The sequence below is a fragment of the Sphingomonas sp. FW306-05-A genome (assembly GCF_058782275.1).
Window position 1 is genome coordinate 204,308 of sequence record NZ_JBYSXN010000001.1, and the last position, 25,524, is coordinate 229,831.

Genomic DNA, 25,524 nt, shown 5'->3' on the forward strand with positions numbered 1-25,524 from the left:
AGGGGAGGGGTCGGGGGTGGGGCAGTCCAGCAGAACATCGCTCTCTGCGAGGCACAGCCCCACCCCAACCCCTCCCCTGAAGGGGAGGGGCTAAGCAAAAAAAGGCCGGGGATCGCTCCCCGGCCTTTCTCATATCCGCAACCCGCGAAAATCACCGCGGCGGGGGCATCCCCGCCAGTTCGGCTTCTTCCGGATCATCGATCCCGCGCCCGACATGGCTACGCTGGCGGCTATAGAGGAAATAGATCAGCAGACCCAGCAGCCCCCAACCCGGCAACACCAGCATCGCGATCAGCGGCAGGTTGAAGAACAGGAACAGGCACCCGACGATCGTCAGCGGCGCAACCACCCAGGCGAACGGCGTGCGGAACGCGCGCTTGCGCTCGGGCTGCACCTTGCGCAGCACCAGCAGCGCGATCGCGACCATCATGAACGCGTACAGCGTCCCGGCATTGGCGTAATCCGCCAGCTGCCCGACCGGCAGGAACGCCGCCGCAAACGACACCGCGACGCCCGTGATCATCGTGACGATATGCGGGGTCTTCCACTTAGGATGGACCTTGCTCCACGCCGCCGGCAGCAGCCCGTCGCGGCTCATCACGAAGAAGATGCGCGTCTGGCCGAACAGCAGCACGAGGATCACCGACGGCAGCGCGATGAACGCCGCATAGCCGAGCATGTTGCCGACCGGACCGAACCCGATCTGGCGCAGCACATGGGCCAGCGCCTCGTTCGAGCAGACCAGCTTGTCGGCATGGATCGCCATCGTGCACTGCCGCGCGAGTTCTTCGGAGCCGGTCGGGAAGGGGATACCGTTCGGCCCCATGATCGGCTGGCCGCCGATCGTGCCGATCGCACCCGCCGCGACGACGATGTAGAAGATCGTGCAGAACAGCAGGCTGCCGATCAACCCGATCGGCACGTTGCGCTGCGGATCCTTCGTTTCTTCCGCAGCGGTCGAGACCGAATCGAACCCGACATAGGCAAAGAAGATCGTCGCCGCCGCGCCGACCGCGCCGACCCCGGTGCCGAATCCGCCGAACAGGCCCGCGGGCAGGAACGGGTTGAACTGCGCCGCGTCGATCCGCGGCACGGTCAGGAACATGAACACCAGCAGCGCGGCAATCTTGATCATCACCAGCACCGCATTGACCTTGGCGCTCTCGCTCGTCCCGATCACCAGCAGCCACGTCACCAGCAGCGAGATCGCCACCGCGGGAAGGTTGATGAACCCGCCTGGCGCGCCGCCAAGCGCAAGCGGCCCCGCCGCAAGGAACGGTGGCAGATGTATCCCGAACGTATGTTGCAGGATCGTGCCCGAGAAATAGCCCGACCAGCCGACCGCAACCGCGCTTGCGGCGACCGCATATTCGAGGATCAAGGCCCAGCCGACCGTCCAGGCGAGAAATTCGCCCATCGATGCATAGGTATAGGTGTAGGCGGACCCGGCGACCGGGATCATCGCGGCGATTTCCGCGTAGCACAATGCGGCGACGATGCAGATCGCGCCGGCGATGGCGAAGGCGAGCATCAGGCCGGGACCGGCCTTTTGCGCGCCCGCGGCGGTCAGAACGAAGATGCCCGTGCCGATGACACAGCCGATCCCGAACAAGGTCAGCTGGAACCACCCGAGCGAGCGGTGCAGCGACTTCTTTTCGGCTGTCGCAAGAATGGCGTCGAGAGACTTGATACGCCCAAATAGCATGCGGTGACTTCCCCTGGGGATGTGCGCGGTCTGTCGCCGCGCAATGATTGTGCGCGAGCCTAGCTGCAAATTACCCTCGCGCAAGAGGCTTAGCGCGCGAGCAACGGCCCGAGCGCGCGACCGGCAAAGATATGCACGTGGAGATGCGGGACTTCCTGCATCGAATCGGTTCCGGCGTTGGCGAGCAGCCGATACCCCGGCGCGACCAGCCCCGCATCGCGCGCGACCGTGCCGACCGCGCGGACGAAGCCTGCGATTTCCGCGTCGGAGCCGCGTGCGCTGAAATCGTCCCACGAAACATAGGCGCCCTTGGGGATCACCAGGATGTGCGTCGGTGCTTGCGGGTTGATGTCGGGGAAGGCGATTGCGAAATCGTCCTCGTACAATCGCTTGGCCGGGATCTCGCCGCGCAGGATCTTGGCGAAGACGTTCTGGTCGTCATAGGGGAGGGTGGCGTCGACGGGCATGGGGGCTTCCTCTCAATCCTTCTTGCGCGCGGCCTTCTCGTCAATCCCCGACACGCCTTCGCGCCGCGCGATCTCGGCGCGGATGTCGTCGAGCGTCACGTCGCAATCCGCGAGCAGCACGAGCAGGTGAAAGACCAGATCGGTCGCTTCGCCGATCAGCGCCGATTTATCCTCGGTCAGCGCGGCGATGACGGTCTCGACCGCTTCCTCGCCGACCTTCTGCGCGATCTTGCGGCGGCCCTTGCCGAACAATTTGGCGGTGTAGGAGGTCGCGGGGTCGGCATCCTTGCGGGCAAGGATCGTCGCGGCGAGCGTGTCGAGGATATCGTCGGCCATGAGATCGGGGCTGGCGCAACCGCGCGCGCGCGTCAATCCTTGGGTGGGCGCTTCAAGAAGCGTTTGCGCAACGCGCGGCGGATGAGGAACACACCGAACGCCGCGGCAACGAGCAGCGCGAGTTCGATCGGCGTGAGGCCGGACTGCGGAGGTACGCCGCCGATTGGAGTGGCGAGGGCCTGGGGGATCAATCCTGCGCTCATGTCGCCACCGGCCGTCGAACGGGAATCCCCGCCGCCGCGAGCGCAGCGTGCGCGTCGGCAATGCTCGCTTCGCCGAAATGGAAGATCGACGCCGCAAGCACCGCGCTGGCATGTCCCTCGACGATCCCGGCAACCAAGTCACCCAGCCCGCCGACGCCGCCGCTCGCGACGACCGGCACACGGACCTGGTCCGCGATCGTGCGAATCAGCTCGAGATCATAGCCGCCGCGCGTCCCGTCACGGTCCATCGAGGTGACGAGCAATTCGCCCGCGCCAAGTTCTGCCAGCCGTAGCGCGTGCGCGACCGCGTCGATCCCCGTCGCGCGCCTGCCGCCATGCGTGAAGACTTCCCAGCCATCCGCAACGCGCCGCGCATCGACCGAGGCGACGACGCACTGGCTGCCGAAACGGTCCGCCATGTCGCCGACCAGTTCGGGCCGCGCGACCGCCGCGCTGTTGACCGCGACCTTGTCCGCGCCCGCAAGCAGCAAGGCGCGCGCATCCGCGACCGATCCGACCCCGCCGCCGACGGTCAGCGGCATGAAGCATACCTCGGCGGTGCGGCGCACGACGTCGAGGATCGTGCCGCGCGCCTCATGGCTTGCGGTAATATCAAGGAAGCAAAGCTCGTCCGCTCCCGCCGCATCATAAGCGCGTGCCTGTTCGACGGGGTCGCCCGCATCGCGCAGTTCGACGAAATTGACGCCCTTGACGACGCGCCCGTTCGCGACATCGAGGCAGGGAATGACGCGCGCGCGGACGGTCATGCTAAAAGGCCTTTTGCTTTCAAAGACGGGGTTCGCGAGCCTTGCAAGCTGTGCTCTCGGTGAGACACAGCCCCACCCCTAGCCCCTCCCCTGAAGGGGAGGGGGATGAGTGTATTGCGCGCACTAAAAAGCCCCTCCCCTTCAGGGGAGGGGTTGGGGTGGGGCAGACCAGCAAAGCCGCGCTCGATACTGACCCTCTCCCCGCAAGCGGGGAGAGGGAGAAGCGCACCACCCTTCACGCCGCCCCCGCCACAGCCAGTGCCGCGGCCAGATCCAGCCGCCCGTCATACAACGCGCGGCCCGTAATCACGCCCTCCACCCCATCACGGTTATGCAACGCCAGCACATGGATCTCCGCGATCCCCTTGACCCCGCCACTCGCGATCACCGGAATCCGCACAGCCCGCGCCAAATCGACCGTCGCCTCGACGTTGCAGCCCTTGAGCATTCCGTCGCGACCGACATCGGTAAACAGCAGCGCCGCGACGCCCGCATCCTCGAACCGCCGCGCCATGTCGATCACCTCGACCGTCGAGACATCCGCCCAGCCCTTGGTCGCGACGAACCCGTCACGCGCATCGACCGCGACGACGATCCCGCCCGGAAAATCGCGCGCCGCTTCGCGCACCAGTTCGGGGTTCTCGAGCGCCGCAGTACCGATCACCACGCGCGACACGCCCAGATCGAACCAGCGCTCGATCCCCGCACGATCGCGAATCCCGCCGCCAAGCTGCACATGCCCCGGAAATTGCGAAACGATCGCGCGCACAGCCTCGCCATTGACCGATTCCCCCGCGAACGCGCCATCGAGATCGACCACATGCAGATGCTCCGCGCCCGCGTCAGCGAACAGCATCGCCTGCGCAGCGGGATCGTCGCCGTACACGGTCGCGCGGTCCATATCGCCCTCGGCGAGGCGGACGACCTGGCCGCCCTTGAGGTCGATGGCGGGGAATACGATCAGGCTCATGGTTTCCAGCTCAAGAAGCGGGTGAGAAAATCGAGCCCATAACGCTGGCTCTTTTCGGGATGGAATTGCACGCCGAGCATATTGTCGCGTCCGATCGCTGCGGTGACCGGCCCGGCATGGTTCGTGCCAGCGATGACGTCGTCACCTTCATACCCGTAGGAATGGAGGAAATAGGCTTCCCCCGGCACGATCAGCGGATGATCGCGGCTCGGCACCACGTCGTTCCAGCCCATGTGCGGCACCTTGGCGGTCGCATCGTCGGGGGTCAGGTGGCGCACCGTCCCGTGGACCCAGCCAAGTCCGGCGTGCGTGCCATGTTCCTCGCCCGTCTCCGCCATCAGCTGCATTCCAACGCAAATCCCGAGGAACGGGACCCCGTCGCCGCGCACGCGCTGTTCGAGCGCTTCGACCATTCCCGGCACCGCGCGCAAGGCGGCAGCGCAGGCGGCGAAAGCACCGACGCCCGGCAGCACGATCCGGTCGGCCTTGGTGACCGCGTCCGCATCGGCGGTGATCAGGATGTCGCTGCTGCCCGCTGCCTTGAGCGCATTGGCGACCGAATGGAGGTTGCCCGCGCCATAATCGATCAGCGCAAGCGTCATGCCAGCAGCGCCGCGATCTCGGGCGCGGCGAAGCTCGCGTTGAACTGGATGACTCGCGCGGTCGCGACGCCGCTGGTGATGAACGGATCGGTCGCGGCGAGCGCCTCCGCCTCGGCCTTGCGACCACGCGTGACGATCACGCCGCCGGTGCGCGGATCCTGCCGTCCAGCGACGAGGAACACGCCCTCGGCGAACCCTTTTTCAAGCCAGGCGACATGATCCTTCAACTGCGCATCGATCGCCTCGATCGACGGGCCGTATTCGACGATGATCAGGCACAGCGGCCCCTCTGCGCGAAACGAAGCGGCCATGTCAGAGTGTCCCCTTGGTGCTCGGGATTGCATCGGCCTTGCGCGGGTCGATCTCGACCGCTTCCCGCAAAGCGCGCGCGACGCCCTTAAATGCGGCCTCGGCGATATGGTGGTTATTGCTGCCGTACAGCGTCTCGATGTGCAGCGTGACGCCCGAAGTTTGCGCGAACGAGTGGAAGAAATGCTCGAACATTTCGGTATCCATCTCGCCGAGGCGCTTCTGCGAGAATTCGGTCTTCCACACCAGATACGGGCGCCCCGAAATATCGATCGCCACGCGAGTCAGCGTCTCGTCCATCGGCGACAGCGCATCGGCGTAGCGGCGGATCCCGCGCTTCTCGCCCAGCGCCTTGAGCACCGCCTCGCCAATCGCAAGACCCGTGTCCTCGACCGTATGATGCTGGTCGATGTGCAGGTCGCCGACGGTCTTGATGTCCATGTCGATCAACGAATGGCGCGAGAGTTGCTCCAGCATGTGGTCGAAAAAACCGACTCCGGTCGAAACGTTAAAACGCCCGGTTCCGTCGAGATTGACGGTGACGTCGATCGAGGTTTCGCTGGTACGGCGGCTGATGGTGGCGATGCGCATGGCCTTCCCATAACGCTTCTTTGCACCCGTGCAATCTTGACCGGGGACCAAAGGGCGCTACCCAAGGGCGCATGAGTGATGGTCTTCCCGATAGCCTGATTCCCTACGACGATATCGTCCAGGAAGCGCTGCGTGCCGTGGTCGGCCGTGTTCTCGGTTCGGTCGCAGAAAGCGGCGGCTTGCCCGGCGAGCATCATTTCTACATCACCTTCAAGACGCAGGCGCCGGGGGTCGACATTCCGACCCGGCTGATGGAGCGCTTCCCCGACGAGATGACGATCGTCATGCAGAACCGCTATTGGGACCTGCTGGTCGACGACACCAAGTTCTCGGTGGGCTTGAGCTTCAACCAGGTGCCGTCCAAGCTGGTTATTCCCTATTCGGCGATCACCGGTTTCCACGATCCCGCGGTCAATTTCGAACTGCGTTTCCAGGCTGCGGAAGGTCCCGAAGGTCCCGAGCCGCATGAAGAAGCCGAGAATGACGGCCCGACCGCGACTCCGATCGAGGATGGATCGAACGTCGTCGCCGTTGATTTCAAACGGAAGAAATAAGCCGTCCGGTCCCCGCTGATGGGAGCGGGGGCGTTGGAGACTGGCGATGAACGACACCCGCACCGAAACCGATTCGCTCGGCCCCGTTGAGGTTCCGGCAAGCGCCTATTGGGGTGCGCAGACCCAGCGATCGATCGAGAATTTCCCCTTCCCCGCGACCGAGCGGGTGCCGCTCGCGATCGTCCATGCGCTGGCGATCGTCAAACAGGCAGCCGCGCGGGTCAACCGCGACCACGGGCTCGACGGCGGCATTGCCGACGCGATCGACGCGGCGGCGGCGGAGGTCGCAGCGGGCAAGCTCGACGACCAATTTCCGCTGGTGATCTGGCAGACAGGGTCGGGTACGCAGACCAACATGAACCTCAACGAGGTGATCGCAGGCCGCGCAAACGAGCAGTTAACGGGCACGCGCGGCGGCAAAACGCCGGTCCACCCGAACGATCACGTCAATAAAAGCCAGTCCTCGAACGACAGTTTCCCTACCGCTCTGCATATCGCCGCGTCGATCGGCGTGGTCGAGCGGCTGTTTCCCGCATTGGACCGGTTGCAGACCGCGCTAGACGCCAAGGCAAGCGCGTGGAGCGGGATCGTCAAGATCGGCCGGACGCATCTCCAGGACGCGACGCCGATCACGCTCGGCCAGGAATTCTCGGGCTACGCCAATCAGTTATACCGCTGCCGCCGACGGATCGAGCCTGCCGTCACCCACGGCACCAACCGGCTGGCCCAAGGTGGCACCGCGGTCGGCACCGGCCTCAACGCGCCCGAGGGCTTCGCAACCGCCGTCTGTGCAACGATCGCCACGATTACCGGTCTCCCGTTCCATCCCGCCGAGAACGCCTTCGAGGCGCTGGCGTCGAACGACCCGATCGTCCAGCTGTCGGGCACGCTCAACACGCTGGCGGTCGCGCTGACCAAGATCGCAAACGATATCCGCCTGCTGGGCTCCGGCCCGCGCTCGGGGCTGGGCGAATTGCACCTGCCGGAGAATGAGCCGGGCAGCTCGATCATGCCCGGCAAGGTCAATCCCACCCAGTGCGAGATGCTGACGATGGTCGCCGCACAGGTCATCGGCAATCATCAGGCGATCACGATCGGCGGGTTACAGGGGCATCTCGAACTGAACGTCTTCAAGCCGATGCTGGGTGCCGCGTTGCTCCGCTCGATCGACCTGCTCGCGGTCGGCATGGAAAGCTTCGCCGAACGGTGTGTTGAGGGGATCGAACCCGACGAGACGCGAATCGCCGAACTGGTCGATCGCTCGCTGATGCTCGTCACCGCGCTCGCCCCCGAGATCGGCTACGACAATGCCGCCAAGATCGCCAAGCATGCGCACCACGAGGGCCTGACGCTGCGCGAGGCAGGCCGTGCGCTCGGATTGGTCGACGATGCGACGTTCGACCGGCTGGTACGGCCCGAAACCATGGTGTGACGTGGGCGGACGCGGGCGGGGAACCATCTCCCCGCCCACGCGCTACGTAGCACCAAAGGAGATCATCATGAGCGTAACGACCCTTATCGGCGCGGCCATCGGCGCGGCCATCGACGGTTCCGACGGCGACGACAGCAATCTCGACGGCGCGATCGGCGGCGCGATTGCAGCCAAGGTCGTCACCGCGGTGATCCCGCTCGCGCTGACCTTCGCGACCGGCTGGTTCGTGCTGCGCGGCATTGGCAAGCTCAAGGACGAAGTGTTCGGCACGGACGAACCCGTACGCCGCTGAGCGACCGATGGGTTGACGCTTCCCGGCGTGCGCGCCACTAGCGGCCATGCCCGACCATCGTTCCTCCCAGCCAAAGAACTTCAAACGCCGCGGATTGATGTTCGTCCTGTCCTCGCCTTCGGGCGCGGGCAAGTCGACGATCGCCAATCGCCTGCTGAAGGAAGAGCGTAACAAGCTCAAGATGTCGGTGTCTTATACGACTCGCCCGATGCGAAAGGGCGAAGTCGAGGGACGCGACTATCATTTCGTCGACAAGGAAACCTTCCGTAATATGGCGGAAGACGACCAGTTCCTCGAGTGGGCGCGTGTGTTCGACGAACGCTACGGCACGCCGCGCGACACGGTCTTCAAGGATCTTGAACACGGACAGGACATTCTGTTCGACATCGACTGGCAGGGCGCGCAGCAATTGTTCCAGTTGGCCGGCGGCGATGTCGTCCGCGTGTTCATCCTCCCGCCCGGCCTCAAGACGCTCCGCGACCGTCTCGAGAAGCGCGCTACCGATTCGCAGGAGGTCATCGACCGTCGCATGGATCGTGCGCTCGCCGAGGTGAGCCACTGGGACGGCTATGATTATGTGCTGGTCAACGACGATCTCGATGACTGCTACGAATGCGTCCAGACGATCCTGACCGCCGAACGCCTGAAGCGCTCACGCCAGCGCGGGATGATCGGGTTCATCCGACGGCTGCCCGAGAAGTAAGCGCCGACGCAGCGGCGTCCGTCTCCTGCCACGGGGGATCAGCCGCGCAACAACTCCAGCATCCGCACGCCCGCACCAAAATCGCGCCGCCGCGCGGCGATGCCAGCCTCGGCAAGTGGATCGCGACCCCAGCGTTCGGCCTGATATTCCTCATCGAGCGTAATCGCGTCCCATAGCTGTTCTGCCGTCGCCGCGCGTTCGGCGAGCGCCAGCGCGACAATCAGCGAACCGCCGATCGTGACGATCGGCGACAAGGCCGCCAGTTCGAACGCGTCGCGTGCCGCAATCGCGTCGGCGAGGCGGGCCAGCGTCTGGTCGGGCTGCGCGCGATGCAGGATCCCCGTCGCTACCTCGATATGCACGTCATACCGCGTCCGCGCCCAGTCGAGCAGCGGATCCCACGCTGCCGCCTGCCGCGCGACCAGATCGTCGGGGGAATCGGCGCGGTAGCAGAGCAGATCGCTTTCGCCATATTGCGCCAAGCCCGCGGCAAACAGTGCCGGATCGGCACCGACCCGGTCGATCGCGGCGTTTGACAGACCGGTCAGCGGCATCGCGCGTGGGTCGATCTCCTCGCCCTCGCCGATCGCACGCCATTCGTCGGCAACCCCCTGCGCCAGCGCATCGGTCGGCAGCGCGAGCGCGACTCGCCCCGGCGTGCGGACCGGGCGATCGTCGAGCCGGATGCCGCGCTGGTCGTCGATAACGACCGTTTTCCAAAACCGCTTCATGGCTGCGGCGGCGTCCGCCAGCGCCGCGCGAGCGCACGCGGAACGATCGCGATCAGCAGCAGCGCGGAAATCACCAGCGCGGTGCCAACCGCCTTGGGTTCGGTCGCATCGCCTCGCGCGATCAGGAACAGCCCGAGCAGCGCGCCCGCCACGCCAAGCAGGCGCGAGCCTACCATCAGGAAATAGCGGTTGCGCGCGGTCGTGTCGGGATCGTTCATCATTTCTCCATCAGCGCGGGCAGCGAACGCACCGTATCCGCGACCGCATGGGCACCCGCTGCGGTCAGTTCGTCGGCGGGGTGATAGCCCCAGGCAACACCCAGCGCACGCGTCCCCGCGGCGCGGGCCATCAGCATGTCGTAACTCGTGTCGCCGATCATCACGGTCGTCTCCGGAGTCGCGCCTGCATCTGCCATGGCCGTCTCGACCATCGAGGGATGCGGCTTCGACGGGTGGCGATCGGCGGTCTGGAGCGTGATAAAATGCGCAGCGATCCCGTGATGCGCAAGGATATGCGCAAGCCCGCGATCGGACTTGCCGGTCGCGACGCCCAGCATCCAGCCATCCGCCGCGAGATGATCGAGCACGTCGAGGATGCCGTCATACAGCGGCTCCGCACTCATCGCGCCCGAGGTCCGCATCCGGAAGAACGCCGCCTTGTAATCGTCCGCCAGAGCCTGGTGAAGCTTTGCCTCGGCGTCGGGCAGCAGCATTTCCATCGCCTCGACGAGACTCAGCCCGACGATCCGGCGGATGGCGGTGCGGTCCGGCGCGACGAGGCCGACGCCGGCGAAGGCTTCCTCGACCGATCGGCAGATATTGTCCTGGCTGTCGACCAGCGTGCCGTCGCAATCGAACAGCGCGAGGCGGGCGGGAGAGATTGGGGCTGTCATAAGATACTTCCTTCCCCGGCGAAGGCCGGGGCCCAGTCGTGCTGGCGGATGTGGCGCATGCTGCGTTCGATGCCGATGGACGGCGCAACTGGGCCCCGGCCTGCGCCGGGGAAGTGCGCGAGGGGGTAGGACCGGCCGCCCATCATACGTTCCGCATCCAGTGCGCAATCCCGCGTCGACCCGCCGCCTCGACACCATCCGCCGCCGCCAGCCTAGCCGCGTCGGGCTTGTTCTGCCCAAGCTTCAGCGTCCCGCGCCATGCCTGCACGGTCAGCGTGAACCCGATGATCCCGCGCGTCATCCCGTCGAAGCGCGCCGGATCCATCTTGTTGCGCGTCCAGGGCGCCTTGGGCGTCAATCGTTGCTCCTGTGCTGCCGCGACCCGGTCGACCTGCTCGACCAGCGCATCGTGTCCGGTGCGGGTAATCTTGCCTTCGAGCTCGACCGCGACATAATTCCACGTCGGCACCTGATCGGGGCCTAGTCCGTACCAGTCCGGGCTGATGTACCCGTCCGGGCCCTGCACGACGAACAACCCGGTGGCGCCATCCAGATGACGCGCGATCCCGTTGCCGCGGGACACGTGGAAGGCAAGCGTATCGTCGTCGTTCCAGACGACCGGGACATGCGCCACTCGCGGCCCGTCCGGTGTCGCGCAGAACAGCGCGCCGAGGCTCAGTTCGCTGACCAGCGCGCGCATCGCCACGCGATCCTCCCAACGGAACGCGGGGTCGGGGTGCATCAGCCGAGCGGCGCCATTGCGCGCGGACGTCCGCGTCTGCTCACGTCGCCGAACCGCGCCGCCGCCGTTCGCCCTTGCGATCCTTGCGGTAGGTCTTGGCGTGCTGGCGCGCCTGCTGCTTCTTCACTTCGCGGCTGGGCGGCGGGGGCGATTCGAGCGGCATCGTGTTGCCGAGCATCTCGTCGAACCCGAGTTGCTTGAGGCTTTCGGCGAAATGCGTCGGCAGTTCGGCCTGGACGTCGATCTCGCCGCCATCGGGATGGTCGATCCGGATCCGGCGCGAATGGAGGTGCATTTTGCGGCTGATGTTGCCGGTGAGGAACGCGGCCTGCCCGCCGTACTTGCCGTCGCCGACGATCGGATGCCCGATCGCCGCGAGATGGACGCGCAACTGATGCGTGCGACCAGTGTGCGGGATCAGCTCGAGCCAGGCGGTCGTCGTGCCTGCCATCTCGATCACGCGATACCGCGTGCGCGCGGGGCTGCCTTCCTTCTCGTCGACGTGCATCTTCTCGCCACCCGTGCCGGGTTGCTTGGCGATCGGCAGTTCGATCATGCCGTCTTCGATCGACGGTACGCCAACGACCAGCGCCCAATAGGTTTTTCGTGCGGTGCGCGAGGAGAAGGACTTGGCAAAATACGCCGCCGCGCGCGTGGTCCGTGCGATCAGCAGCGCGCCCGATGTATCCTTGTCGAGCCGATGGACCAGCTTGGGGCGCCCATCGAGGTCGTCCTGCAGCGCATCGAGCAAGCCATCGACATGCTCGATCGTCTTGGTTCCCCCCTGCGTCGCGAGACCGGGGGGCTTGTTGAGGACGATCGCCTGCGCGTCGCGGTGGATCACCATTTCCTGCGCGAAGGTGATCTCGTCGTCGCTGAGCGGCGGGCGTTCGCGCTTTTGCGGGGCATCGACGCGGACCGGTTCTGCCGGGGGAACGCGGATCGCCTGGCCGGTGACGACATGGTCGCCCGGCTTGGCGCGCGCGCCGTCGACGCGAAGCTGCCCGGTGCGCGCCCATTTGGCGACGGTGGTATAGCTCGTGTCGGGCAAATGCCGCTTGAACCAGCGGTCGAGCCGGATCCCGTCATCGTCGGGCCCCACGCTGAACTGACGAACGTCGCTGGTGGCCTTGCCGCTCGTCTTGTCGGGTGTCTTGGTTGTCATGCTGCGATCCGGGTAAGCCAAAGGCCGGCGAACAGCGCCAGCACCGCGCCGAGGACGGACGCCAGGACGTAGCCGAGCGCGGTTGCCCACGCATCCCGCTCGACCATCGTCACGACCTCGAGCGAGAACGAGGAGAAAGTGGTGAATCCGCCCAACACGCCGACACCGAGCAGGAGTCGCGTGTTCTCGTTCCCGCCGATGCGCGCAAGCACGCCTGCGAGCACGCCCATCGCGAACCCGCCGATCACGTTGACCGCGAGCGTACCGTAGGGAAACATCGGGCCGAACGCCGCCACCGTGCCGCGTCCGACGAGATAGCGCGCCGCGGTACCGAAGGCACCGCCGACCATGACGAGAAAAAGCTGAATCATTGCGGCTGCGTTAGCGCGGAATCAGCCGTGCGTCACCCCGCGGCTGAGAAACGCGTTTCGGTCGTATCGGACGGGTACCGCCACACCTTGCACACGGAGCGTCGCGACGTCATGTTCACGTCATGGGAATGATCTTCAATATTATCTCGGTTCTGTTCGGCCTGCTGGCCTTGCCGGTGGCACTCGTCGGACTGGTGCCGTTCTTCGGGCTTGCCAATTATCTGGCAATCCCGATCGCCGTGGTCGGTGCCGTGATCGGCATGTTGTCCGGGCACAAGAGCGGTCGGAACTTCAACATCTTCGTGCTGATCGTCGCCGCCATCCGGCTAATGCTCGGCGGCGGGTTGCTTTAAACCCGCACAAGCAAAAGGCCCGGCGCTTGCGCACCGGGCCCTTTTGGACATTCCGCTAGATCAGCGGCAGACGACGTTGCCGCGATCGACCGACTGGCCGAGCAACGCACCCGCGCCGCCACCGATCAGCGTGCCGAGCAGGCGCGAACCGCCGCCCGCGATCGTGTTGCCGAGCGCGCCGCCTGCCAGACCGCCGATGATCAGACCGGTCGTGCCGTCACCACGGCGGCAATAATAGCGATTGTCGCGACCACGATAGATACGGTCGTTCCGCGTCAGGCGGCGTGGCTGGTAATACTGCCCGTCGCGGTAATAATTCTCGGCATAATAGGCACGCTGCCCGCCCTCGAACCGGTTGTAGTCGTAGTTGCGATACTGGCGCCAATCCCGGTTACGATCGCGCTGCGCGTCGCGCACGTCGCGGCGGTAATCCTGGCGCGCATCGCGGACATCGGCGCGCGAGTCCGCGTTGCGCACGTCGCGGCGATAGTCCTGCCGGGCGTCGCGGACGTCCTGGCGATATTCGCGGTTGGGATTGTTCTGGGCGACTGCCGGAATGGCGGTCAGCGTCGTTGCCGCGATGGCCGCTGCCAGAATGAAATTGCGCATTGGGATGAGCTCCTTGAACCAATCCATAGTGTGGATCGGAATAGAGAACTCATCCCATGCGCCGAAGTTGCGTGAACCGGAAACTACCGGTCGTTCACGCAATCGTAAGAAAAATCAGGCGTTAAGAGAATGGGTTAATGTAATCTCAGCATTAAGCACCTTGGAGACGGGGCAGTTGGCCTTCGCGCCTGCTGCGATCTCCTCAAACTGTGCCGGATCAATGCCTTCGATCGTCGCCTTGAGGTCCAGCGCCGACTTGGTGATGGTGAAACCATCCCCGTCCTTGTCGAGTGTCACCTTGGCGGTCGTCTCGAGCTTGCCGTCGGTGAAGCCGGCTTTCGCAAGCGCGAAACTCAGCGCCATCGTGAAGCAGCTCGCGTGCGCGGCGGCGATCAGTTCCTCGGGGTTGGTGCCGGTACCTTCCTCGAAGCGACTGCCGAAGCCGTATTGCGCGTTCGACAGGACGCCCGTCTGCGTCGAGACATGACCCTTGCCGTCTTTGCCGAGGCCTTCGTACGTGGCCGATCCGCTACGTGTCGTCATCGTCATTCTCCGTCTGGACCAGAAATCTGGACATGAAAAAAGCGCGGGCCCGTCGGGGCCCGCGCTGCATATAGGGTCGCGAGGGACGCGCGGTTAGCGGCAGCGACGATCCGCCGTGCTGGCGCGATCAATCGCGCGTCCGCCGAACGCACCCGCCACGCCACCAAGCACCGTACCGAGCGTCTTGTCGCCGCGGCCGGCGATCTGGTTGCCGAGCAATGCACCGCCGACACCACCAACGAGCAGGCCGGTCGTGCCGTCCGAGTGGCGGCAATAGCGGCGACCGTCACGGCCCTCGTAGACACGCGGGGAATAACGGCGATGATGGTCGCGCGCGCTGGCCTCTGCGGTCGGGAACGCCATGGTTGCGGGGATCGCGAGCGAGGCGGCGCTGAGGGCCATCAAGAACGTACGCATCAAAGTATCTCCCAGTTACATCGTGCTTGGATCAATTCCACAGCAGGAACGATCGCTGTTCTAGCAACGTTGCATGAACCTGAAACAACCGCGCGTTCAGCAACGTGCAGGGTCTCGGGCGAGGGTGGGATTACTTCAAAACGTTCAACGAAACCTTGGTGTTACAGGATTAACGCGCTGTCCTGAGCAACTGCCTGGCCCGCGCGCAGTCGGCATCCATCTGCGTCGTGAGCGCATCGAGCGTATCGAACTTGGCTTCCGGACGCAGATAATCGATCAATGCGACCTCGATCGCTTGTCCGTACAGATCGCTGGAAAAATCGAAGAAGAACGGTTCGAGCAGTTCCTTGGGCGGATCGAAGCTCGGGCGGATCCCGAGGTTCGCGGCCCCGTCCACCACCCGCCCGTCCGCCAGACGGCCGCGGACCGCATAGATCCCGTAAGCGGGGCGGACATAGTGGCCCATGTCGAGATTGGCGGTCGGATAGCCGATCGTCCGGCCGAGTTTGTCACCATGCTGCACGATGCCCTCGATCGCGAAGGGACGCGTCAGCAAACGCGCGGCACCGCGCGGGTCGCCTTGCTGGAGCAAGGCACGGATACGGCTGGACGAAACCGGCGCATCGTCCAGCGTCACCGGAGCAACCGTGTCGACCGAGAAACCGCGTGTCGCGCCGGCGGCGCGGAGCACCGTGACCGATCCGCTACGTCCCTTGCCGAAGGTGAAGTCTTCGCCGGTGACTGCCCCCGCGATCCCGATCGAGTCGATCAGCAATTGCGCGATGAAGGCATCCGCCGTCAGCGCGGCCAGCGCGGTGTCGAAGTGGAACACCACCATCGCATCCGCCCCGGCGTCCGCGAACAGGCGCTGCCGCTGGTCGAGCGTGGTCAGCCGGAACGGCGCACTGTCGGGGACGAAATGACGGATCGGATGCGGATCGAACGTGCCGACCAGTGCCGGACGACCCTCCGCACGCGCGCGTTCGACCGCACGGCCGACCACGGCCTGATGCCCAAGGTGAAATCCATCGAAATTACCAAGCGCGATGATCCCGCCGCGCAAGCGCTCCGGAACCGCCGAGCTGCCGTCGAGCCGCTCCATGGACCGGCCTATAAGCGCGGTAAAGCGGCTGCGCTAGGCGGGTTCGTTCGGGACGATCCCGGCGTGGATCACGCGTAGCACGTTGCCCCCCATCACCTTGGCGATTTCCGCTTCGCTGAACCCGCGATCGAGCAACGCCTGCGTGATCGCCACGACCATCCCCGAATCGAACCCGGTCGTCACCGCACCGTCGAAATCGGACCCAAGACCCACATGATCGACGCCGACCAGATTGCGCACATGCAGGATCGCCGCTGCCGCCGCCTCGGGCCGGGTCGAACAGATCGCGGCATCCCAATAGCCGATCCCGATCACCCCGCCGGTCCGCGCGATTCCGCGGATCTCGCCGTCGGTCAGGTTGCGGTTGACCTTGCACGTCGCCTGCACGCCGCCGTGGCTGGCGACCACCGGGCGGCGCGCCATCGCGAGCACCTCGGCGATCGTCGTATGGCTCGAATGCGCGACGTCGATGATCATCCCGAGGGTTTCCATCCGCCGCACGACCTGTCGTCCCAGCGGGGTAAGGCCCGCCTTGCGCTCGCCGTGCATCGATCCCGCGACGTCATTGTCGAAGAAATGGGTCAGCCCGGCCATGCGAAAGCCCGCGCCATGCAGCACATCGAGATTGGCGAGCTTACCCTCGAGATCCTGCAACCCCTCGATCGACAGCATCGCGCCGACCACTTTCGCGCCTTCGATCCGGTCGGCGAGCAGGCGGTCGAACTGTGCGGCGGAACGGATCACGCGCAATTGCCCGTTAGACGCAGCGGCGTAGCGATCGAGCTTCTGTGCATGCCATAGCGAGCGCTGCAACAGCGAGTCCCAGGTGCGGGGCGGCTGCAGTTCGGCGATCGTCAGGGCGGTGATATTGTCCGTATCGGCGGGGTTCGAATCGTAATTCTGGTGTTCTGGCGTCTTGGTAACCGACGAGAACACCTGCAGCGCATAATTGCCCGCCAGCAGCCGTGGCACGTCCACCTGTCCTTGCCCGGAGCGATCGAGCAGGCTGCGTTTCCACAGCAAGGTATCGGCGTGCATGTCGGCAACGGGCAATCGCGCGTGCAATGCCCGCGCCTGCGGTGTGATGCGCAATGCGACCGGCGCGACGCGGTTCATGCTACGCTCGATCATACCCGGAGCCAGCGTGAAGAACAGGACCACGGCAAGCGTGGCGAGGACCACCACGGCTCCCAGGACTTTGCGCATCACTATCGCTCTCCAAATGCTGGACTTCATGCGGCATCAGCGATGCCGGGTCCGGTCATCCACCCGGTATGCGGTGCGCAGGCTGCTGGGACAAGCCCGTTGGGTCTCAGGGTCTTGCGAGGGTGACGAAGCTGTATGCCGGACGCGTATCGATCGCGGGGTGATCCTCGCGCGCAACCTCGCGCCAGCCTGTGTAGCGCGGGACCACTGCGTCCCCATCAGGTGCTGCATGGACCTCGGTCAGTTCGATCCGGTCTGCGTGGGGCTCGAATAGCGCGAACACTTCCGCCCCGCCGATCACCATGACCTTGCCCTCACCAGCGGACGCGATGGCCGATTCCACGCTGTCGACCGGTTCTGCCCCGTCCGCACGCCAGGCAGGGTCGCGTGTCAGCACGATATGGCGTCGTCCGGGGAGCGGCGCGGGAAAGCTGTCGAACGTCTTGCGCCCCATGATCATCGGCTTGCCCATCGTCAGCGCCTTGAAGCGCTTGAGATCGGCAGGAAGGTGCCACGGCAGCGTGCCGTCACGACCGATTACCCCGTTGGTGGCGCGCGCCAGGATCAGCGTGATCATCGCTTCGCCATCGTCTTGCGTGTCTCGATCATCCCACGGTCCTCCTGCTGCGGTCTTAGCGGACCACGCGCGTTGGGGTCGACCCCTGGATCGGGGGCGATGCGCTGGCGGTGGATAGCCATCGGGCCATCAACCGCGTATGACTGAGCGGTGTCGAAATGTCCTGTCTCGGGCGCGGGGCTCGAGACCGGGGCTGTATCCGGCCGACGCATTCTTAGGACGTGCTGCGATGAATCTCGTGACGCTCGGGGTGGTGGGAATGGCGACCGCGGCGCTGCTGTGGTGGTCCGGTATCGGACGGTCCTTATGGACGCTGGTCGGGGCGGCGTTGATGCTCGGGGCAACGGGCTTCGTCTTCCAGAGCGCCCGGCATCAGCCGGGGACATCCATTCGCGCTCAAAACGCGCCGATCATGGTCGATCCCGGCATGGTTGCCTTCCGCAGTGCGGTATTCCTGCCGCCGGAACAGGACGTTTTGGCGCTGGCCAGTGCGGACGGACGGGTAGGGATGGGGGACACCCACGCCGCGGCACAGGGACTTCTGCACGACCTCATGATGCGTCCTGACGATGCCGCGCTATGGACCGAACTGGGGTATGTGGTGTCGCTGCACGACCATGCCGTGTCGCCTGCCGCCAAGTTCGCGTTCCGTCGCGCGGTGGCGCTTGCGCCGGCGACCCCCGGGCCCGCTTTCTTCCTGGGAATGGCGTATGTCGATGCCGGAGACGTTGCGGCGGCACGCCCGTATTGGAGCTATGCGCTGGCCGTGACGCCGAAGGACGCGCCCTATCGCAGTGACATTGCCGAACGGATTGCCGCGGTCGACCAGTTCGCGCGGATGACCGCGAACCGATCTACTGCCCGAACGGCGCGTTGAGCTGGACGATCGCCCGGTTGAGCGCGGCGGCAAAGCTGACCCACAGGAAATACGGCACGATCAGCCAGGCGGCGAACGCAGAGATCGGCGCAAGCCCGACCAGCAGCGCCACCAGCGACGCCCATAGAAAAACGACCTCGACCAGCGCCCAATCCGGCCGACGAAGCGCGAAGAACAGCGGGCTCCACAGGAAATGGAACAGCGCGTTGACCGCAAACAGGATGACGACCGCGCGGCGTCCGTCTGCATCCGGTGCGGCGGTCCAGGCGATCGCCGCCGACCATGCCGCCAGCCCCAGCAGGATCGTCCATGCAGGACCGAACAGCCAGTTGGGCGGTTGCCAGCTCGGTTTGCGCAGATCGTGGTACCAGGAACCGATCGGCGTCGCGAGACCGCCGACGACGAGCAGCACGATTGCACCTGCGCCGGATACATAAAGCGGGTTCATCCGCATTTCATGGTCCATCGGACCGGCAATAGCCAGTGTCCACTTGCCGCGTGTCAAGTACGTGGTACACATTGGCAATGGGCAGGGCCTTCCCCTTTTCGGCGATCGTCGGTCAGGACGAGATGAAGCTCGCGCTGCTGATCGCGGCGGTCGATCCGCGGATCGGCGGGGTGATGGTGTTCGGCGATCGTGGGACGGGCAAGTCGACCGCCGTACGCGCATTGGCCGCGTTGCTGCCGCCGATGCCCGCTGCGCTCGCCGGGTATCATCCCGAAGGAATGCCACCGCCGCCTGCAAAGGCGACCGTGCCCGTGCCGTTCGTCGATCTCCCGCTCGGCGCGACCGAGGATCGCGTGGTCGGTGCGCTGGATCTCGAACGCGCGCTAGGCGCGGGGGTCAAGGCGTTCGAGCCGGGGCTGCTCGCGCGTGCGAACGGCGGCTTCCTGTATATCGACGAGGTCAATCTGCTCGAGGACCATATCGTCGACCTCCTGCTCGACGTCGCGGCATCGGGCGAAAACGTCGTCGAGCGTGAGGGGTTGTCGGTGCGTCACCCGGCGCGGTTCGTGCTGGTCGGCAGCGGCAATCCCGAGGAAGGCGAATTGCGTCCGCAATTGCTCGACCGCTTTGGGCTGTCCGTCGAAGTGCGCACCCCGCAGGATCTGACGAGCCGAATCGAGATCCTCAAACGCTGCGATGCGTTCGAACGCACGCCGGACGCCTTTGCGGACACGTGGCGCAGCGCCGAACGCAAGACACTCAAGCGGATCGCGCGTGGTCGTGCCGGGCTGTCGGCGGTGGCGGTGCCCGACGCCATGCTGGCGCGCGCGGCGACGCTGTGCATGACGGTCGGCGCGGACGGGTTGCGCGGCGAGCTGACCTTGATGCGCGCCAGTCGCGCGCTTGCCGCGCTGGAAGGTGCGGCGGCGGTCACCGCGGAGCACATCGCGCGGATTGCGCCGCTGGCGCTGCGGCATCGGTTGCGGCGCGGGGTGCTCGACGAAACTGGCTCGACCGTGCGGATCGAGCGCGCGCTGGAAGACCTGGCGGCGGCATGAGCGATGCGCCATCGGCGCTGGACGATGCGCTGCTGGCGGCGCGGTTATGTGCCGTCGATCCGGTCGGGCTGGGGGGGCTGATCCTTCGCGGCGGAGGTGCAGTGCGCGATCAGGTGGTTGCTGCGCTGCGTGCCGGATTGCCCGACGGCGCACCGTCGCGGCGGATTCCCGTCCATGTCGATGACGACGCGCTGTTAGGCGGGCTGGATCTCGGGGCGACGCTCGCCCTGGGTCGCCCGGTGCGTCAGCGCGGTGTGCTGGCGGCGGCGGACGGCGGGCTGGTCGTGCTGCCGATGGCGGAACGGATGACCGAGGCGACCGCAGCACGAATCGCGGCCGCGCTCGACGCGGGTGGGGTGGAGGATGCGACCGTGCGGATTGCGGTGGTCGCGCTCGACGACGGGGTGGAAGACGAATCGGTGCCGCCCGCGCTGGTGGAGCGGCTGGCGTTCCGGATCGATCTATCAGGGTGTCGGGCGTCGGATGTCGATGCTTCCCCGGCGAAGGCCGGAGCCCAGTCGAGGAACGATGGGGGCATGGCGCAGCGCGCGATGACTCCATCCTGCGTTACTGGGCCCCGGCCTGCGCCGGGGAAGGAAGAAGGGGGGAAGGGCGAAGGGCAGAAGGATGACGAGGGGGCCACCACGCCGGCGTTTGAGACCAATCCTTTAGGAAATGCGGCTTCCAATGTCGACGCGTACAATGTCGACGCCTCTTATGCCGACGCTTCCCCGGCGCAGGCCGGGGCCCAGTCGAGGAACGATGGGGGCATGGCTAAGCCCGCGATGACTGCACCCTGCGCAACTGGGCCCCGGCCTTCGCCGGGGGAGGAAGAAGGGGAGACGCACGGAAAAGGGAAGGAGAACGAGGAAACCCGCAATGCCGGATCGCAAAGCACGATCGATCCGCACGCGATCCTTGCGGCCACCGCGCTCGCGCTTGGCGTGGAGTCCGCGCGCGCTCCGTTGTTTGCGCTCCGCGCTGCGCGCGCTGCCGCAGCGCTGGCCAGACGCGAGACCATCGACGCGGACGATCTGATCCTCGCGGTCCGCCTCGTCCTCGCCCCGCGCGCGACCCGACTGCCTGCGCCACCCGAGGCGGACAACGCCAGTGACCCACCGCCGCCGCCGCCCGAGAGCAACTTGAGCGAGGAAGAACAAGCCACCCCCGATCTCCCCGAGGACATGATTCTCGAAGCCGCGCTCGCAACGCTCCCGCGCGATGTGCTCGAACAGCTTGCCGCCGGGCGTGGCAAGCGTGGCGGCAACCGCTCGCGAGGCGCGGGCGAGCGACGCAAGTCACCCCTGCATGGGCGCCCGCTTGGCGCGCGCGCCGGGGTGCCGCGCGGGGGCCTGCGGCTCAGCCTGATCGATACGCTGCGCGCCGCCGCGCCGTGGCAAGCGCTGCGTGCGCGCGGGGACGGGCCGGTCCGCATCCGCCGCGACGACCTGCGCATTCGCCGGTTCGAGACGCGTGCGGAATCGTTGACGATTTTCGTGGTCGATGCGTCGGGCTCGGCGGCGGTCGCGCGGCTGGCGGAAGCCAAGGGTGCGGTCGAGCTGTTGCTTGCACAGGCTTACGTCAAACGCGCGCAGGTCGCGCTGATCGCGTTTCGCGGGGCCGGCGCGGAGCTGCTGCTGCCGCCGACACGCTCGCTCACCCGCGCACGCCGCGCATTGGCCGAGTTGCCGGGGGGCGGGGGGACACCGCTTGCCGCCGGGCTGGAGGCGGCGCGCACGCTGGCCGAAGCAGCGCGTGCGCGCGGGAGGACGCCGTTCCTCGTCGTGCTGACCGACGGGCGCGGCAATATCTCACTGGATGGCAGCGCAGTACGCGAGCGCGCCGAGCATGACGCCGAACAGGCCGCGCGCGCGATCGGCCAAGCGGGGATCGGCGCGGCGTTCGTCGATACATCCGCGCGGCCACGCCCCGAAGGCGCACGGCTCGCGCTGGCGATGGGTGCGCGCTACCTGCCGTTGCCGCGCGCGGATGCCGCGGCGATGCACCGTGCGGTCAGTGCGGTGCAGGCCGCATGAGCCGCGCGACCTGGTCGGTCGAGGGGCGCGACTGGCCCAATCACGCAAGCAGCCGGTTCGTCGATACCGCACGCATCCGCTGGCACGTGCAGGTGATGGGCGCGGGGCCGGTTATGGTGCTGCTCCACGGCACGGGGGCCGCGACGCATAGCTGGCGCGATCTCGCGCCGTTGCTCGCCGAACGTTTCACCGTCGTCGCGCCCGACCTGCCGGGGCATGGCTTCACCACCGGGCGTCCGGTCGGCGGGCTGGCGATGCCCGCGATGGCGCGTGCGGTCGGCGATCTGCTCGGCACGCTTGGCCTTACGTCCGATCTGCTGGTCGGTCATTCGGCGGGGGCGGCGATCGCGTTGCGGATGGTGCTCGACGGTCATGCCCGGCCGCGTGCCTTCGTCGGGCTCAACCCGGCGCTGATGCCCTTCCCCGGACTTGCGGCCAAACTGTTCCCGACGCTTGCCCGAATGCTGTTCGTCAATCCGTTCGCGCCGCATGTCGTGGCCGGGCTGGCACGCGGGCCGGGGGATGCAGGGCGCTATGTCACCCGGGCTACGGGGTCGCGGATCGATCCCGTCGGCGTGGGATATTATCGACGACTGTTCTCCACCTCCGATCATGTCGCGGGCGCGCTGACGATGATGGCGGCGTGGGACCTCGAACTGCTCGCGCGCGACCTTCGACGGGTCGGCGTGCCGAGCCTGCTGATTCACGGTGCGGCGGATGCGGCGATTCCGCTGTCATCGGTGAACGGCGCGGCGGCGTTGATCCCCGACTGCCAAGTCGAACTGTTGCCCGCGCTCGGCCATCTCGCGCACGAGGAACGGCCAGCCGACATTGCGGCGCTGATCGGCAGTTTCGCGGCGAAGGGGACGTCGGCATGAACGCCTCGAACGCCAACCTGTTTGCCTTGCTCGACATGGCGATCGTCGGTGTACCGACCGTCGTTTTCATTGTCTGGCAGCTCGTGTCGATCAATCGCGAGATCGCGAAGGACAAGGCAAAGCAAGCCGCCCCACCCGACGACTCACCAGACAGCGCGGGGCATTCGGTAGGGGAGCATCGACTGGACGATCGGTGAGCGGAACCGCCCGAGCGACAGGCTTTCATGCACCGCGCGCACGGACTCGCCGAACAACCGCGTATCGAGCGCCGAACGCGCGTAGAAAGGCGCGTCGATCCACGTCTTGGCGACGGTGGGCGTCGATCCCGGATCGGCGCGAGTCGCGCGCGGGACAAGCCAGCGTGTCCGCGGTAGCACCACGCGTGGCGGCGGCGCGACATCGTGCCACCGCCCCTGCCGGTCGAACTTGAGCGCGAGGTCGAACGGATCGCCATTGCGGCGGCGCCCTTCGTACAGCACCGCGACGTCATTCTTCAGGTGCGCGCGCGCCCAATGCCAGTCGTCGAACCCCGTCTCGAGCGGTTCGTCGCCGAAGTTCGAATCGAAATAGCCGTCCCCCGACCAGCGCACCCCCGGATGCACCATATCGACCTCGACCCGGGCACGCGGCGCGACCGGGTGCCAGCGGTGGCGCAGATCGGGGTCGAGCGCGAAGGCGGTCGTGCCGATCATCTCGGGCCGCACCCGCACCGTCCCGCGCACGGGATAAGGCAGCGGGGCGGAAATCTCGGCGATGTCGATCACCAGCGTGTCGTCGTCCCAGCTCAGCGCGCTCGGCCCGACCGCGAAATGATCGGCGTCGCGCTGGACGCGCTTCTCCCCGCGTTCGGTCATCGCCCAGGCACCCCCGCGCGGACCGCACAACGCCACGTTGATCGCGCAGTGATTGTCCGGCCGCGCCCGCCCCGACAGCTTGTAATAGGGCGAGAAGACGCTCCCGACGAAGGCGATGATCGTCAGGCCGAAGCGACGGTCCGCGCTGAACGCGTCGACATACCACCAGGCATAGCCACCGGGTGCGACCGCGCCGTCGAAGCGTGGTCCCTGAGCAGGGAGTCGACGGCTAGGCGGGCGGACAAGGCCGCCATCGGGACGCCCGCGCCCGGATGGGTACTCCCGCCCGCGCAATAGAGCCCAGGGATCCGCGTCCGGCTGCCGGGGCGCCGGAAGGACGCCGCCCACCCGTGCGAGGCCTGTCCATAAAGGGCTCCACCCGTCGATGGGAAGAGGGTGGCGAAGTCGGCCGGTGTGGTCAGCACCGTTGCTTGCGCCGGCAAGTCCAGCGTCAGCCCGGCCCGGCTGAGCGTTGCGTGCATCGACTGGGTACATTGGTCCGTCTCCGCTTGAGTGAGGGGGTGGGTGTCACCGGTGGGGGGCGCATTCACGATGATCTGAAAGCGTTCGGGGATCTGACAGCGTTCGGGGCCGTCGCTTGCGCGCGCGTCATCCGCGCCGCGATCCTGCGCGCAGACATAGACGCTCGGATCGTGCGCGAGCCGATCCGCCGCAAGCGCCGCGAATTCTGCGCGCGAGTCGCCCGAAAAGAAGACATTGTGCCGCACCAGCGGGAACCCGCTCGCGGTACCCCGCGCGCACCAGACCATCGCCGAGGACGAGCGGCGCTTGAGGGGCACGGCAGGGACCGCACGTCGCACCGCCGCGCCGAACGTACCCGCTGCCAGCGCGGTGGGATCCGCGTTGCACACCACCGCCCGCGCCGTGATCCGTTCGCCCGATGCGAGCACCACCCCCGCCGCGCGTCCATGTTCGACCAGCATTTCGGCGACCGGAGCGGCGTAGCGAAAGGTCGCGCCATGGCGCAGTGCCAACGCTTCGAGCGCACGCGCGAGTTGGTGCATGCCGCCGTCGATCAGCCAGACACCCGATGCCTCGACATGCGCGATCAGCATCAGCGTCGCGGGGCACCGGAAGGGCGAGGAGCCACAATAGGTCGCGTAGCGGCCGAACAACTGGCGCAATCGCGGATCGCGGAAATGGTCGCCGAGCGCGCGCCACAGGCTTTCATACGGACGGATCCGATTGAGATCGGCGAACCCGCGCCAGCCCATCCGCCATGTCAGCCCAAGCGGATTGGTCTGCGGTGCCTGCAGAAAGGGGCGGTCGAGCGTTTCGAAGATCCGCCGCGCTTCGGCACGAAACGCCCGGTATCCCTCCGCCTCGCGCGCGCCGGCGAAGTCACCGATTGCGACCTCACTCGCGGCGGGATCGGCGAACAGGTCGAGTCGGTCCGCGCCCCATGCGTGGCGCGCAAGGATCGTCGCGGGGACAAGCGTCAGCGCGTCGTCGAGCGATGCCCCGCAACGATCGAAAATCTCGTCGAACACATGGCGCAGCGTGAAGACCGTCGGTCCACCGTCGATCGCCGCGCTGTTCAGGCCCGTGCCTGTCTGGACTTCGCGCATCTTGCCCCCCGGCGCGGTGGCAGCTTCGAGTACCGTGACGCCAAGGCCGCGCGCCGCCAGCAGAGCTGCGCTGACCAGCCCGCCGATCCCGGCACCAATGACGACGATCTTGTCCTGCGTTGCCATCCGTCCGGCTCCAGCCTGT

At 66.5% G+C, this 25,524-nt stretch carries 34 protein-coding genes; 10 read left to right on the forward strand and 24 right to left on the reverse strand.

Features of this window, described 5'->3' with window-relative positions:
* Positions 1 to 151: 151 nt before the first annotated feature.
* From AC3WJR_RS01030 to hisB, 9 genes are all read right to left on the reverse strand, one after another.
* Positions 152 to 1,705, reverse strand: a complete 1,554-nt coding sequence (locus AC3WJR_RS01030; RefSeq protein WP_354284847.1) for an amino acid permease — start codon at positions 1,703 to 1,705, stop codon at positions 152 to 154.
* 89 nt (positions 1,706 to 1,794) lie between these two features.
* Positions 1,795 to 2,172 carry a histidine triad nucleotide-binding protein gene (locus AC3WJR_RS01035; protein ID WP_354284845.1) on the reverse strand — a complete coding sequence of 126 codons (378 nt, stop codon included), beginning with the start codon at positions 2,170 to 2,172 and terminating at the stop codon, positions 1,795 to 1,797.
* Between the two features lie 12 nt (positions 2,173 to 2,184).
* A complete protein-coding gene (locus AC3WJR_RS01040) occupies positions 2,185 to 2,508 on the reverse strand; it encodes a phosphoribosyl-ATP diphosphatase (RefSeq protein ID WP_492721542.1) in 324 nt (107 codons plus the stop codon).
* Between the two features lie 32 nt (positions 2,509 to 2,540).
* The gene (locus AC3WJR_RS01045) at positions 2,541 to 2,711 is read right to left on the reverse strand and encodes a hypothetical protein (RefSeq protein WP_492721543.1); all 171 of its coding nucleotides are present in this window, start codon (positions 2,709 to 2,711) and stop codon (positions 2,541 to 2,543) included.
* On the reverse strand, positions 2,708 to 3,478 hold the full coding sequence (gene hisF / locus AC3WJR_RS01050) for an imidazole glycerol phosphate synthase subunit HisF (protein WP_492721545.1): 771 nt from the start codon (positions 3,476 to 3,478) through the stop codon (positions 2,708 to 2,710). The genes AC3WJR_RS01045 and hisF overlap by 4 nt, the downstream gene beginning before the upstream one ends.
* Before the next feature lie 235 nt (positions 3,479 to 3,713).
* Complete coding sequence (hisA, locus tag AC3WJR_RS01055; protein WP_492721547.1) at positions 3,714 to 4,448, reverse strand: 1-(5-phosphoribosyl)-5-[(5-phosphoribosylamino)methylideneamino]imidazole-4-carboxamide isomerase; 735 nt, start codon at positions 4,446 to 4,448, stop codon at positions 3,714 to 3,716.
* Complete coding sequence (hisH, locus tag AC3WJR_RS01060; RefSeq protein WP_492721549.1) at positions 4,445 to 5,050, reverse strand: imidazole glycerol phosphate synthase subunit HisH; 606 nt, start codon at positions 5,048 to 5,050, stop codon at positions 4,445 to 4,447. The genes hisA and hisH overlap by 4 nt, the downstream gene beginning before the upstream one ends.
* Positions 5,047 to 5,361 carry a YciI family protein gene (locus tag AC3WJR_RS01065; protein WP_492721550.1) on the reverse strand — a complete coding sequence of 105 codons (315 nt, stop codon included), beginning with the start codon at positions 5,359 to 5,361 and terminating at the stop codon, positions 5,047 to 5,049. Before AC3WJR_RS01065 ends, hisH begins: the two co-directional genes overlap by 4 nt.
* 1 nt (position 5,362) lies before the next feature.
* Positions 5,363 to 5,950, reverse strand: coding sequence for an imidazoleglycerol-phosphate dehydratase HisB (gene hisB / locus AC3WJR_RS01070; RefSeq protein WP_354284832.1), 588 nt, complete (start codon positions 5,948 to 5,950; stop codon positions 5,363 to 5,365).
* A gap of 71 nt (positions 5,951 to 6,021) precedes the next feature.
* Between hisB and AC3WJR_RS01075 the strand changes: the two genes are divergently transcribed.
* The 4 genes from AC3WJR_RS01075 to gmk all read left to right on the forward strand — a co-directional run bounded on the left by AC3WJR_RS01075 (position 6,022) and on the right by gmk (position 8,931).
* Entirely contained in the window at positions 6,022 to 6,504 is a 483-nt protein-coding gene (locus AC3WJR_RS01075; protein WP_492721552.1) for an SspB family protein, read from the forward strand.
* Between the two features lie 46 nt (positions 6,505 to 6,550).
* Positions 6,551 to 7,936: a class II fumarate hydratase gene (gene fumC / locus AC3WJR_RS01080; protein ID WP_492721554.1), complete on the forward strand. Its 1,386-nt coding sequence runs from the start codon at positions 6,551 to 6,553 to the stop codon at positions 7,934 to 7,936.
* Positions 7,937 to 8,003: 67 nt separating this feature from the next.
* Positions 8,004 to 8,228 (forward strand): hypothetical protein, encoded by a 225-nt coding sequence (locus AC3WJR_RS01085; protein ID WP_354284827.1) that lies wholly within the window; start codon positions 8,004 to 8,006, stop codon positions 8,226 to 8,228.
* Between the two features lie 46 nt (positions 8,229 to 8,274).
* The gene (gene gmk / locus AC3WJR_RS01090; protein ID WP_354284825.1) at positions 8,275 to 8,931 is read left to right on the forward strand and encodes a guanylate kinase; all 657 of its coding nucleotides are present in this window, start codon (positions 8,275 to 8,277) and stop codon (positions 8,929 to 8,931) included.
* 38 nt (positions 8,932 to 8,969) lie between these two features.
* Here the strand turns inward: gmk and AC3WJR_RS01095 are convergent, their stop codons facing one another.
* The 6 genes from AC3WJR_RS01095 to crcB form a co-directional block, all read right to left on the reverse strand.
* Positions 8,970 to 9,662, reverse strand: coding sequence for an ATP12 family chaperone protein (locus AC3WJR_RS01095; RefSeq protein WP_492721556.1), 693 nt, complete (start codon positions 9,660 to 9,662; stop codon positions 8,970 to 8,972).
* On the reverse strand, positions 9,659 to 9,880 hold the full coding sequence (locus tag AC3WJR_RS01100; RefSeq protein WP_492721558.1) for a hypothetical protein: 222 nt from the start codon (positions 9,878 to 9,880) through the stop codon (positions 9,659 to 9,661). The genes AC3WJR_RS01095 and AC3WJR_RS01100 overlap by 4 nt, the downstream gene beginning before the upstream one ends.
* Positions 9,880 to 10,554 (reverse strand): HAD-IA family hydrolase, encoded by a 675-nt coding sequence (locus AC3WJR_RS01105; protein WP_492721560.1) that lies wholly within the window; start codon positions 10,552 to 10,554, stop codon positions 9,880 to 9,882. Before AC3WJR_RS01105 ends, AC3WJR_RS01100 begins: the two co-directional genes overlap by 1 nt.
* 142 nt (positions 10,555 to 10,696) lie before the next feature.
* On the reverse strand, positions 10,697 to 11,296 hold the full coding sequence (locus AC3WJR_RS01110; RefSeq protein WP_492721561.1) for an FMN-binding negative transcriptional regulator: 600 nt from the start codon (positions 11,294 to 11,296) through the stop codon (positions 10,697 to 10,699).
* A gap of 40 nt (positions 11,297 to 11,336) precedes the next feature.
* Complete coding sequence (locus AC3WJR_RS01115) at positions 11,337 to 12,461, reverse strand: RluA family pseudouridine synthase (protein WP_492721562.1); 1,125 nt, start codon at positions 12,459 to 12,461, stop codon at positions 11,337 to 11,339.
* On the reverse strand, positions 12,458 to 12,832 hold the full coding sequence (gene crcB, locus AC3WJR_RS01120) for a fluoride efflux transporter CrcB (RefSeq protein WP_492721564.1): 375 nt from the start codon (positions 12,830 to 12,832) through the stop codon (positions 12,458 to 12,460). The genes AC3WJR_RS01115 and crcB overlap by 4 nt, the downstream gene beginning before the upstream one ends.
* 128 nt (positions 12,833 to 12,960) lie before the next feature.
* Between crcB and AC3WJR_RS01125 the strand changes: the two genes are divergently transcribed.
* The gene (locus AC3WJR_RS01125; RefSeq protein ID WP_492721565.1) at positions 12,961 to 13,185 is read left to right on the forward strand and encodes a hypothetical protein; all 225 of its coding nucleotides are present in this window, start codon (positions 12,961 to 12,963) and stop codon (positions 13,183 to 13,185) included.
* A 60-nt stretch (positions 13,186 to 13,245) separates the two neighbouring features.
* Here the strand turns inward: AC3WJR_RS01125 and AC3WJR_RS01130 are convergent, their stop codons facing one another.
* The 6 genes from AC3WJR_RS01130 to AC3WJR_RS01155 form a co-directional block, all read right to left on the reverse strand.
* Entirely contained in the window at positions 13,246 to 13,794 is a 549-nt protein-coding gene (locus tag AC3WJR_RS01130) for a glycine zipper 2TM domain-containing protein (protein ID WP_492721566.1), read from the reverse strand.
* Between the two features lie 114 nt (positions 13,795 to 13,908).
* Entirely contained in the window at positions 13,909 to 14,337 is a 429-nt protein-coding gene (locus AC3WJR_RS01135; protein ID WP_492721568.1) for an OsmC family protein, read from the reverse strand.
* Positions 14,338 to 14,430: 93 nt separating this feature from the next.
* On the reverse strand, positions 14,431 to 14,754 hold the full coding sequence (locus AC3WJR_RS01140) for a glycine zipper 2TM domain-containing protein (RefSeq protein ID WP_354284805.1): 324 nt from the start codon (positions 14,752 to 14,754) through the stop codon (positions 14,431 to 14,433).
* A gap of 169 nt (positions 14,755 to 14,923) precedes the next feature.
* Complete coding sequence (locus tag AC3WJR_RS01145; RefSeq protein ID WP_492721569.1) at positions 14,924 to 15,856, reverse strand: bifunctional riboflavin kinase/FAD synthetase; 933 nt, start codon at positions 15,854 to 15,856, stop codon at positions 14,924 to 14,926.
* Between the two features lie 33 nt (positions 15,857 to 15,889).
* On the reverse strand, positions 15,890 to 17,062 hold the full coding sequence (locus tag AC3WJR_RS01150; protein WP_492724091.1) for a dipeptidase: 1,173 nt from the start codon (positions 17,060 to 17,062) through the stop codon (positions 15,890 to 15,892).
* Positions 17,063 to 17,168: 106 nt separating this feature from the next.
* Entirely contained in the window at positions 17,169 to 17,639 is a 471-nt protein-coding gene (locus AC3WJR_RS01155; RefSeq protein ID WP_492721570.1) for a dihydrofolate reductase, read from the reverse strand.
* 229 nt (positions 17,640 to 17,868) lie between these two features.
* On the opposite strand from AC3WJR_RS01155, the gene AC3WJR_RS01160 reads away from it, so the two are divergent.
* Positions 17,869 to 18,516, forward strand: coding sequence for a tetratricopeptide repeat protein (locus AC3WJR_RS01160; protein ID WP_492721572.1), 648 nt, complete (start codon positions 17,869 to 17,871; stop codon positions 18,514 to 18,516).
* Here AC3WJR_RS01160 and AC3WJR_RS01165 read toward each other — a convergent pair.
* Positions 18,494 to 18,964 carry a TspO/MBR family protein gene (locus tag AC3WJR_RS01165; RefSeq protein ID WP_492724093.1) on the reverse strand — a complete coding sequence of 157 codons (471 nt, stop codon included), beginning with the start codon at positions 18,962 to 18,964 and terminating at the stop codon, positions 18,494 to 18,496. The two genes, AC3WJR_RS01160 and AC3WJR_RS01165, sit on opposite strands and share 23 nt — an antisense overlap.
* 77 nt (positions 18,965 to 19,041) lie before the next feature.
* On the opposite strand from AC3WJR_RS01165, the gene AC3WJR_RS01170 reads away from it, so the two are divergent.
* The 4 genes from AC3WJR_RS01170 to AC3WJR_RS01185 are packed head-to-tail and all read left to right on the forward strand — an operon-like array spanning position 19,042 to position 23,133.
* Entirely contained in the window at positions 19,042 to 20,022 is a 981-nt protein-coding gene (locus AC3WJR_RS01170; protein ID WP_492724095.1) for a magnesium chelatase ATPase subunit I, read from the forward strand.
* Complete coding sequence (locus AC3WJR_RS01175; protein ID WP_492721574.1) at positions 20,019 to 22,058, forward strand: VWA domain-containing protein; 2,040 nt, start codon at positions 20,019 to 20,021, stop codon at positions 22,056 to 22,058. The genes AC3WJR_RS01170 and AC3WJR_RS01175 overlap by 4 nt, the downstream gene beginning before the upstream one ends.
* Complete coding sequence (gene bchO, locus AC3WJR_RS01180) at positions 22,055 to 22,936, forward strand: alpha/beta fold hydrolase BchO (protein ID WP_492721578.1); 882 nt, start codon at positions 22,055 to 22,057, stop codon at positions 22,934 to 22,936. Before AC3WJR_RS01175 ends, bchO begins: the two co-directional genes overlap by 4 nt.
* Positions 22,933 to 23,133, forward strand: coding sequence for a hypothetical protein (locus tag AC3WJR_RS01185; RefSeq protein ID WP_492721581.1), 201 nt, complete (start codon positions 22,933 to 22,935; stop codon positions 23,131 to 23,133). Before bchO ends, AC3WJR_RS01185 begins: the two co-directional genes overlap by 4 nt.
* Here the strand turns inward: AC3WJR_RS01185 and AC3WJR_RS01190 are convergent.
* Entirely contained in the window at positions 23,080 to 23,916 is an 837-nt protein-coding gene (locus tag AC3WJR_RS01190) for a hydratase (RefSeq protein WP_492724097.1), read from the reverse strand. The genes AC3WJR_RS01185 and AC3WJR_RS01190 overlap by 54 nt on opposite strands.
* A complete protein-coding gene (crtD, locus tag AC3WJR_RS01195; protein WP_492721583.1) occupies positions 23,913 to 25,505 on the reverse strand; it encodes a 1-hydroxycarotenoid 3,4-desaturase CrtD in 1,593 nt (530 codons plus the stop codon). Before crtD ends, AC3WJR_RS01190 begins: the two co-directional genes overlap by 4 nt.
* Positions 25,506 to 25,524 lie beyond the last annotated feature (19 nt).

Excerpts from the sequence above, each read along its gene's own strand:
- AC3WJR_RS01105 (WP_492721560.1), bottom strand. The coding sequence starts at position 10,554 with ATGACAGCCCCAATCTCTCCCGCCCGCCTCGCGCTGTTCGATTGCGAC.
- AC3WJR_RS01160 (WP_492721572.1), top strand. The coding sequence starts at position 17,869 with ATGAATCTCGTGACGCTCGGGGTGGTGGGAATGGCGACCGCGGCGCTG.
- AC3WJR_RS01155 (WP_492721570.1), bottom strand. The coding sequence starts at position 17,639 with ATGATCACGCTGATCCTGGCGCGCGCCACCAACGGGGTAATCGGTCGT.
- bchO (WP_492721578.1), top strand. The coding sequence starts at position 22,055 with ATGAGCCGCGCGACCTGGTCGGTCGAGGGGCGCGACTGGCCCAATCAC.
- AC3WJR_RS01125 (WP_492721565.1), top strand. The coding sequence starts at position 12,961 with ATGATCTTCAATATTATCTCGGTTCTGTTCGGCCTGCTGGCCTTGCCG.
- AC3WJR_RS01065 (WP_492721550.1), bottom strand. The coding sequence starts at position 5,361 with ATGGCCGCTTCGTTTCGCGCAGAGGGGCCGCTGTGCCTGATCATCGTC.
- AC3WJR_RS01085 (WP_354284827.1), top strand. The coding sequence starts at position 8,004 with ATGAGCGTAACGACCCTTATCGGCGCGGCCATCGGCGCGGCCATCGAC.
- AC3WJR_RS01185 (WP_492721581.1), top strand. The coding sequence starts at position 22,933 with ATGAACGCCTCGAACGCCAACCTGTTTGCCTTGCTCGACATGGCGATC.
- fumC (WP_492721554.1), top strand. The coding sequence starts at position 6,551 with ATGAACGACACCCGCACCGAAACCGATTCGCTCGGCCCCGTTGAGGTT.
- AC3WJR_RS01145 (WP_492721569.1), bottom strand. The coding sequence starts at position 15,856 with ATGGAGCGGCTCGACGGCAGCTCGGCGGTTCCGGAGCGCTTGCGCGGC.
- hisB (WP_354284832.1), bottom strand. The coding sequence starts at position 5,950 with ATGCGCATCGCCACCATCAGCCGCCGTACCAGCGAAACCTCGATCGAC.
- AC3WJR_RS01095 (WP_492721556.1), bottom strand. The coding sequence starts at position 9,662 with ATGAAGCGGTTTTGGAAAACGGTCGTTATCGACGACCAGCGCGGCATC.
- AC3WJR_RS01175 (WP_492721574.1), top strand. The coding sequence starts at position 20,019 with ATGAGCGATGCGCCATCGGCGCTGGACGATGCGCTGCTGGCGGCGCGG.
- AC3WJR_RS01030 (WP_354284847.1), bottom strand. The coding sequence starts at position 1,705 with ATGCTATTTGGGCGTATCAAGTCTCTCGACGCCATTCTTGCGACAGCC.
- AC3WJR_RS01130 (WP_492721566.1), bottom strand. The coding sequence starts at position 13,794 with ATGCGCAATTTCATTCTGGCAGCGGCCATCGCGGCAACGACGCTGACC.
- AC3WJR_RS01100 (WP_492721558.1), bottom strand. The coding sequence starts at position 9,880 with ATGAACGATCCCGACACGACCGCGCGCAACCGCTATTTCCTGATGGTA.
- AC3WJR_RS01075 (WP_492721552.1), top strand. The coding sequence starts at position 6,022 with ATGAGTGATGGTCTTCCCGATAGCCTGATTCCCTACGACGATATCGTC.
- AC3WJR_RS01150 (WP_492724091.1), bottom strand. The coding sequence starts at position 17,062 with ATGCGCAAAGTCCTGGGAGCCGTGGTGGTCCTCGCCACGCTTGCCGTG.
- hisA (WP_492721547.1), bottom strand. The coding sequence starts at position 4,448 with ATGAGCCTGATCGTATTCCCCGCCATCGACCTCAAGGGCGGCCAGGTC.
- AC3WJR_RS01115 (WP_492721562.1), bottom strand. The coding sequence starts at position 12,461 with ATGACAACCAAGACACCCGACAAGACGAGCGGCAAGGCCACCAGCGAC.
- gmk (WP_354284825.1), top strand. The coding sequence starts at position 8,275 with ATGCCCGACCATCGTTCCTCCCAGCCAAAGAACTTCAAACGCCGCGGA.
- AC3WJR_RS01165 (WP_492724093.1), bottom strand. The coding sequence starts at position 18,964 with ATGAACCCGCTTTATGTATCCGGCGCAGGTGCAATCGTGCTGCTCGTC.
- AC3WJR_RS01140 (WP_354284805.1), bottom strand. The coding sequence starts at position 14,754 with ATGCGTACGTTCTTGATGGCCCTCAGCGCCGCCTCGCTCGCGATCCCC.
- AC3WJR_RS01110 (WP_492721561.1), bottom strand. The coding sequence starts at position 11,296 with ATGCACCCCGACCCCGCGTTCCGTTGGGAGGATCGCGTGGCGATGCGC.
- AC3WJR_RS01135 (WP_492721568.1), bottom strand. The coding sequence starts at position 14,337 with ATGACGACACGTAGCGGATCGGCCACGTACGAAGGCCTCGGCAAAGAC.
- hisH (WP_492721549.1), bottom strand. The coding sequence starts at position 5,050 with ATGACGCTTGCGCTGATCGATTATGGCGCGGGCAACCTCCATTCGGTC.
- AC3WJR_RS01035 (WP_354284845.1), bottom strand. The coding sequence starts at position 2,172 with ATGCCCGTCGACGCCACCCTCCCCTATGACGACCAGAACGTCTTCGCC.
- AC3WJR_RS01045 (WP_492721543.1), bottom strand. The coding sequence starts at position 2,711 with ATGAGCGCAGGATTGATCCCCCAGGCCCTCGCCACTCCAATCGGCGGC.
- AC3WJR_RS01170 (WP_492724095.1), top strand. The coding sequence starts at position 19,042 with ATGGGCAGGGCCTTCCCCTTTTCGGCGATCGTCGGTCAGGACGAGATG.
- hisF (WP_492721545.1), bottom strand. The coding sequence starts at position 3,478 with ATGACCGTCCGCGCGCGCGTCATTCCCTGCCTCGATGTCGCGAACGGG.
- crtD (WP_492721583.1), bottom strand. The coding sequence starts at position 25,505 with ATGGCAACGCAGGACAAGATCGTCGTCATTGGTGCCGGGATCGGCGGG.
- crcB (WP_492721564.1), bottom strand. The coding sequence starts at position 12,832 with ATGATTCAGCTTTTTCTCGTCATGGTCGGCGGTGCCTTCGGTACCGCG.
- AC3WJR_RS01040 (WP_492721542.1), bottom strand. The coding sequence starts at position 2,508 with ATGGCCGACGATATCCTCGACACGCTCGCCGCGACGATCCTTGCCCGC.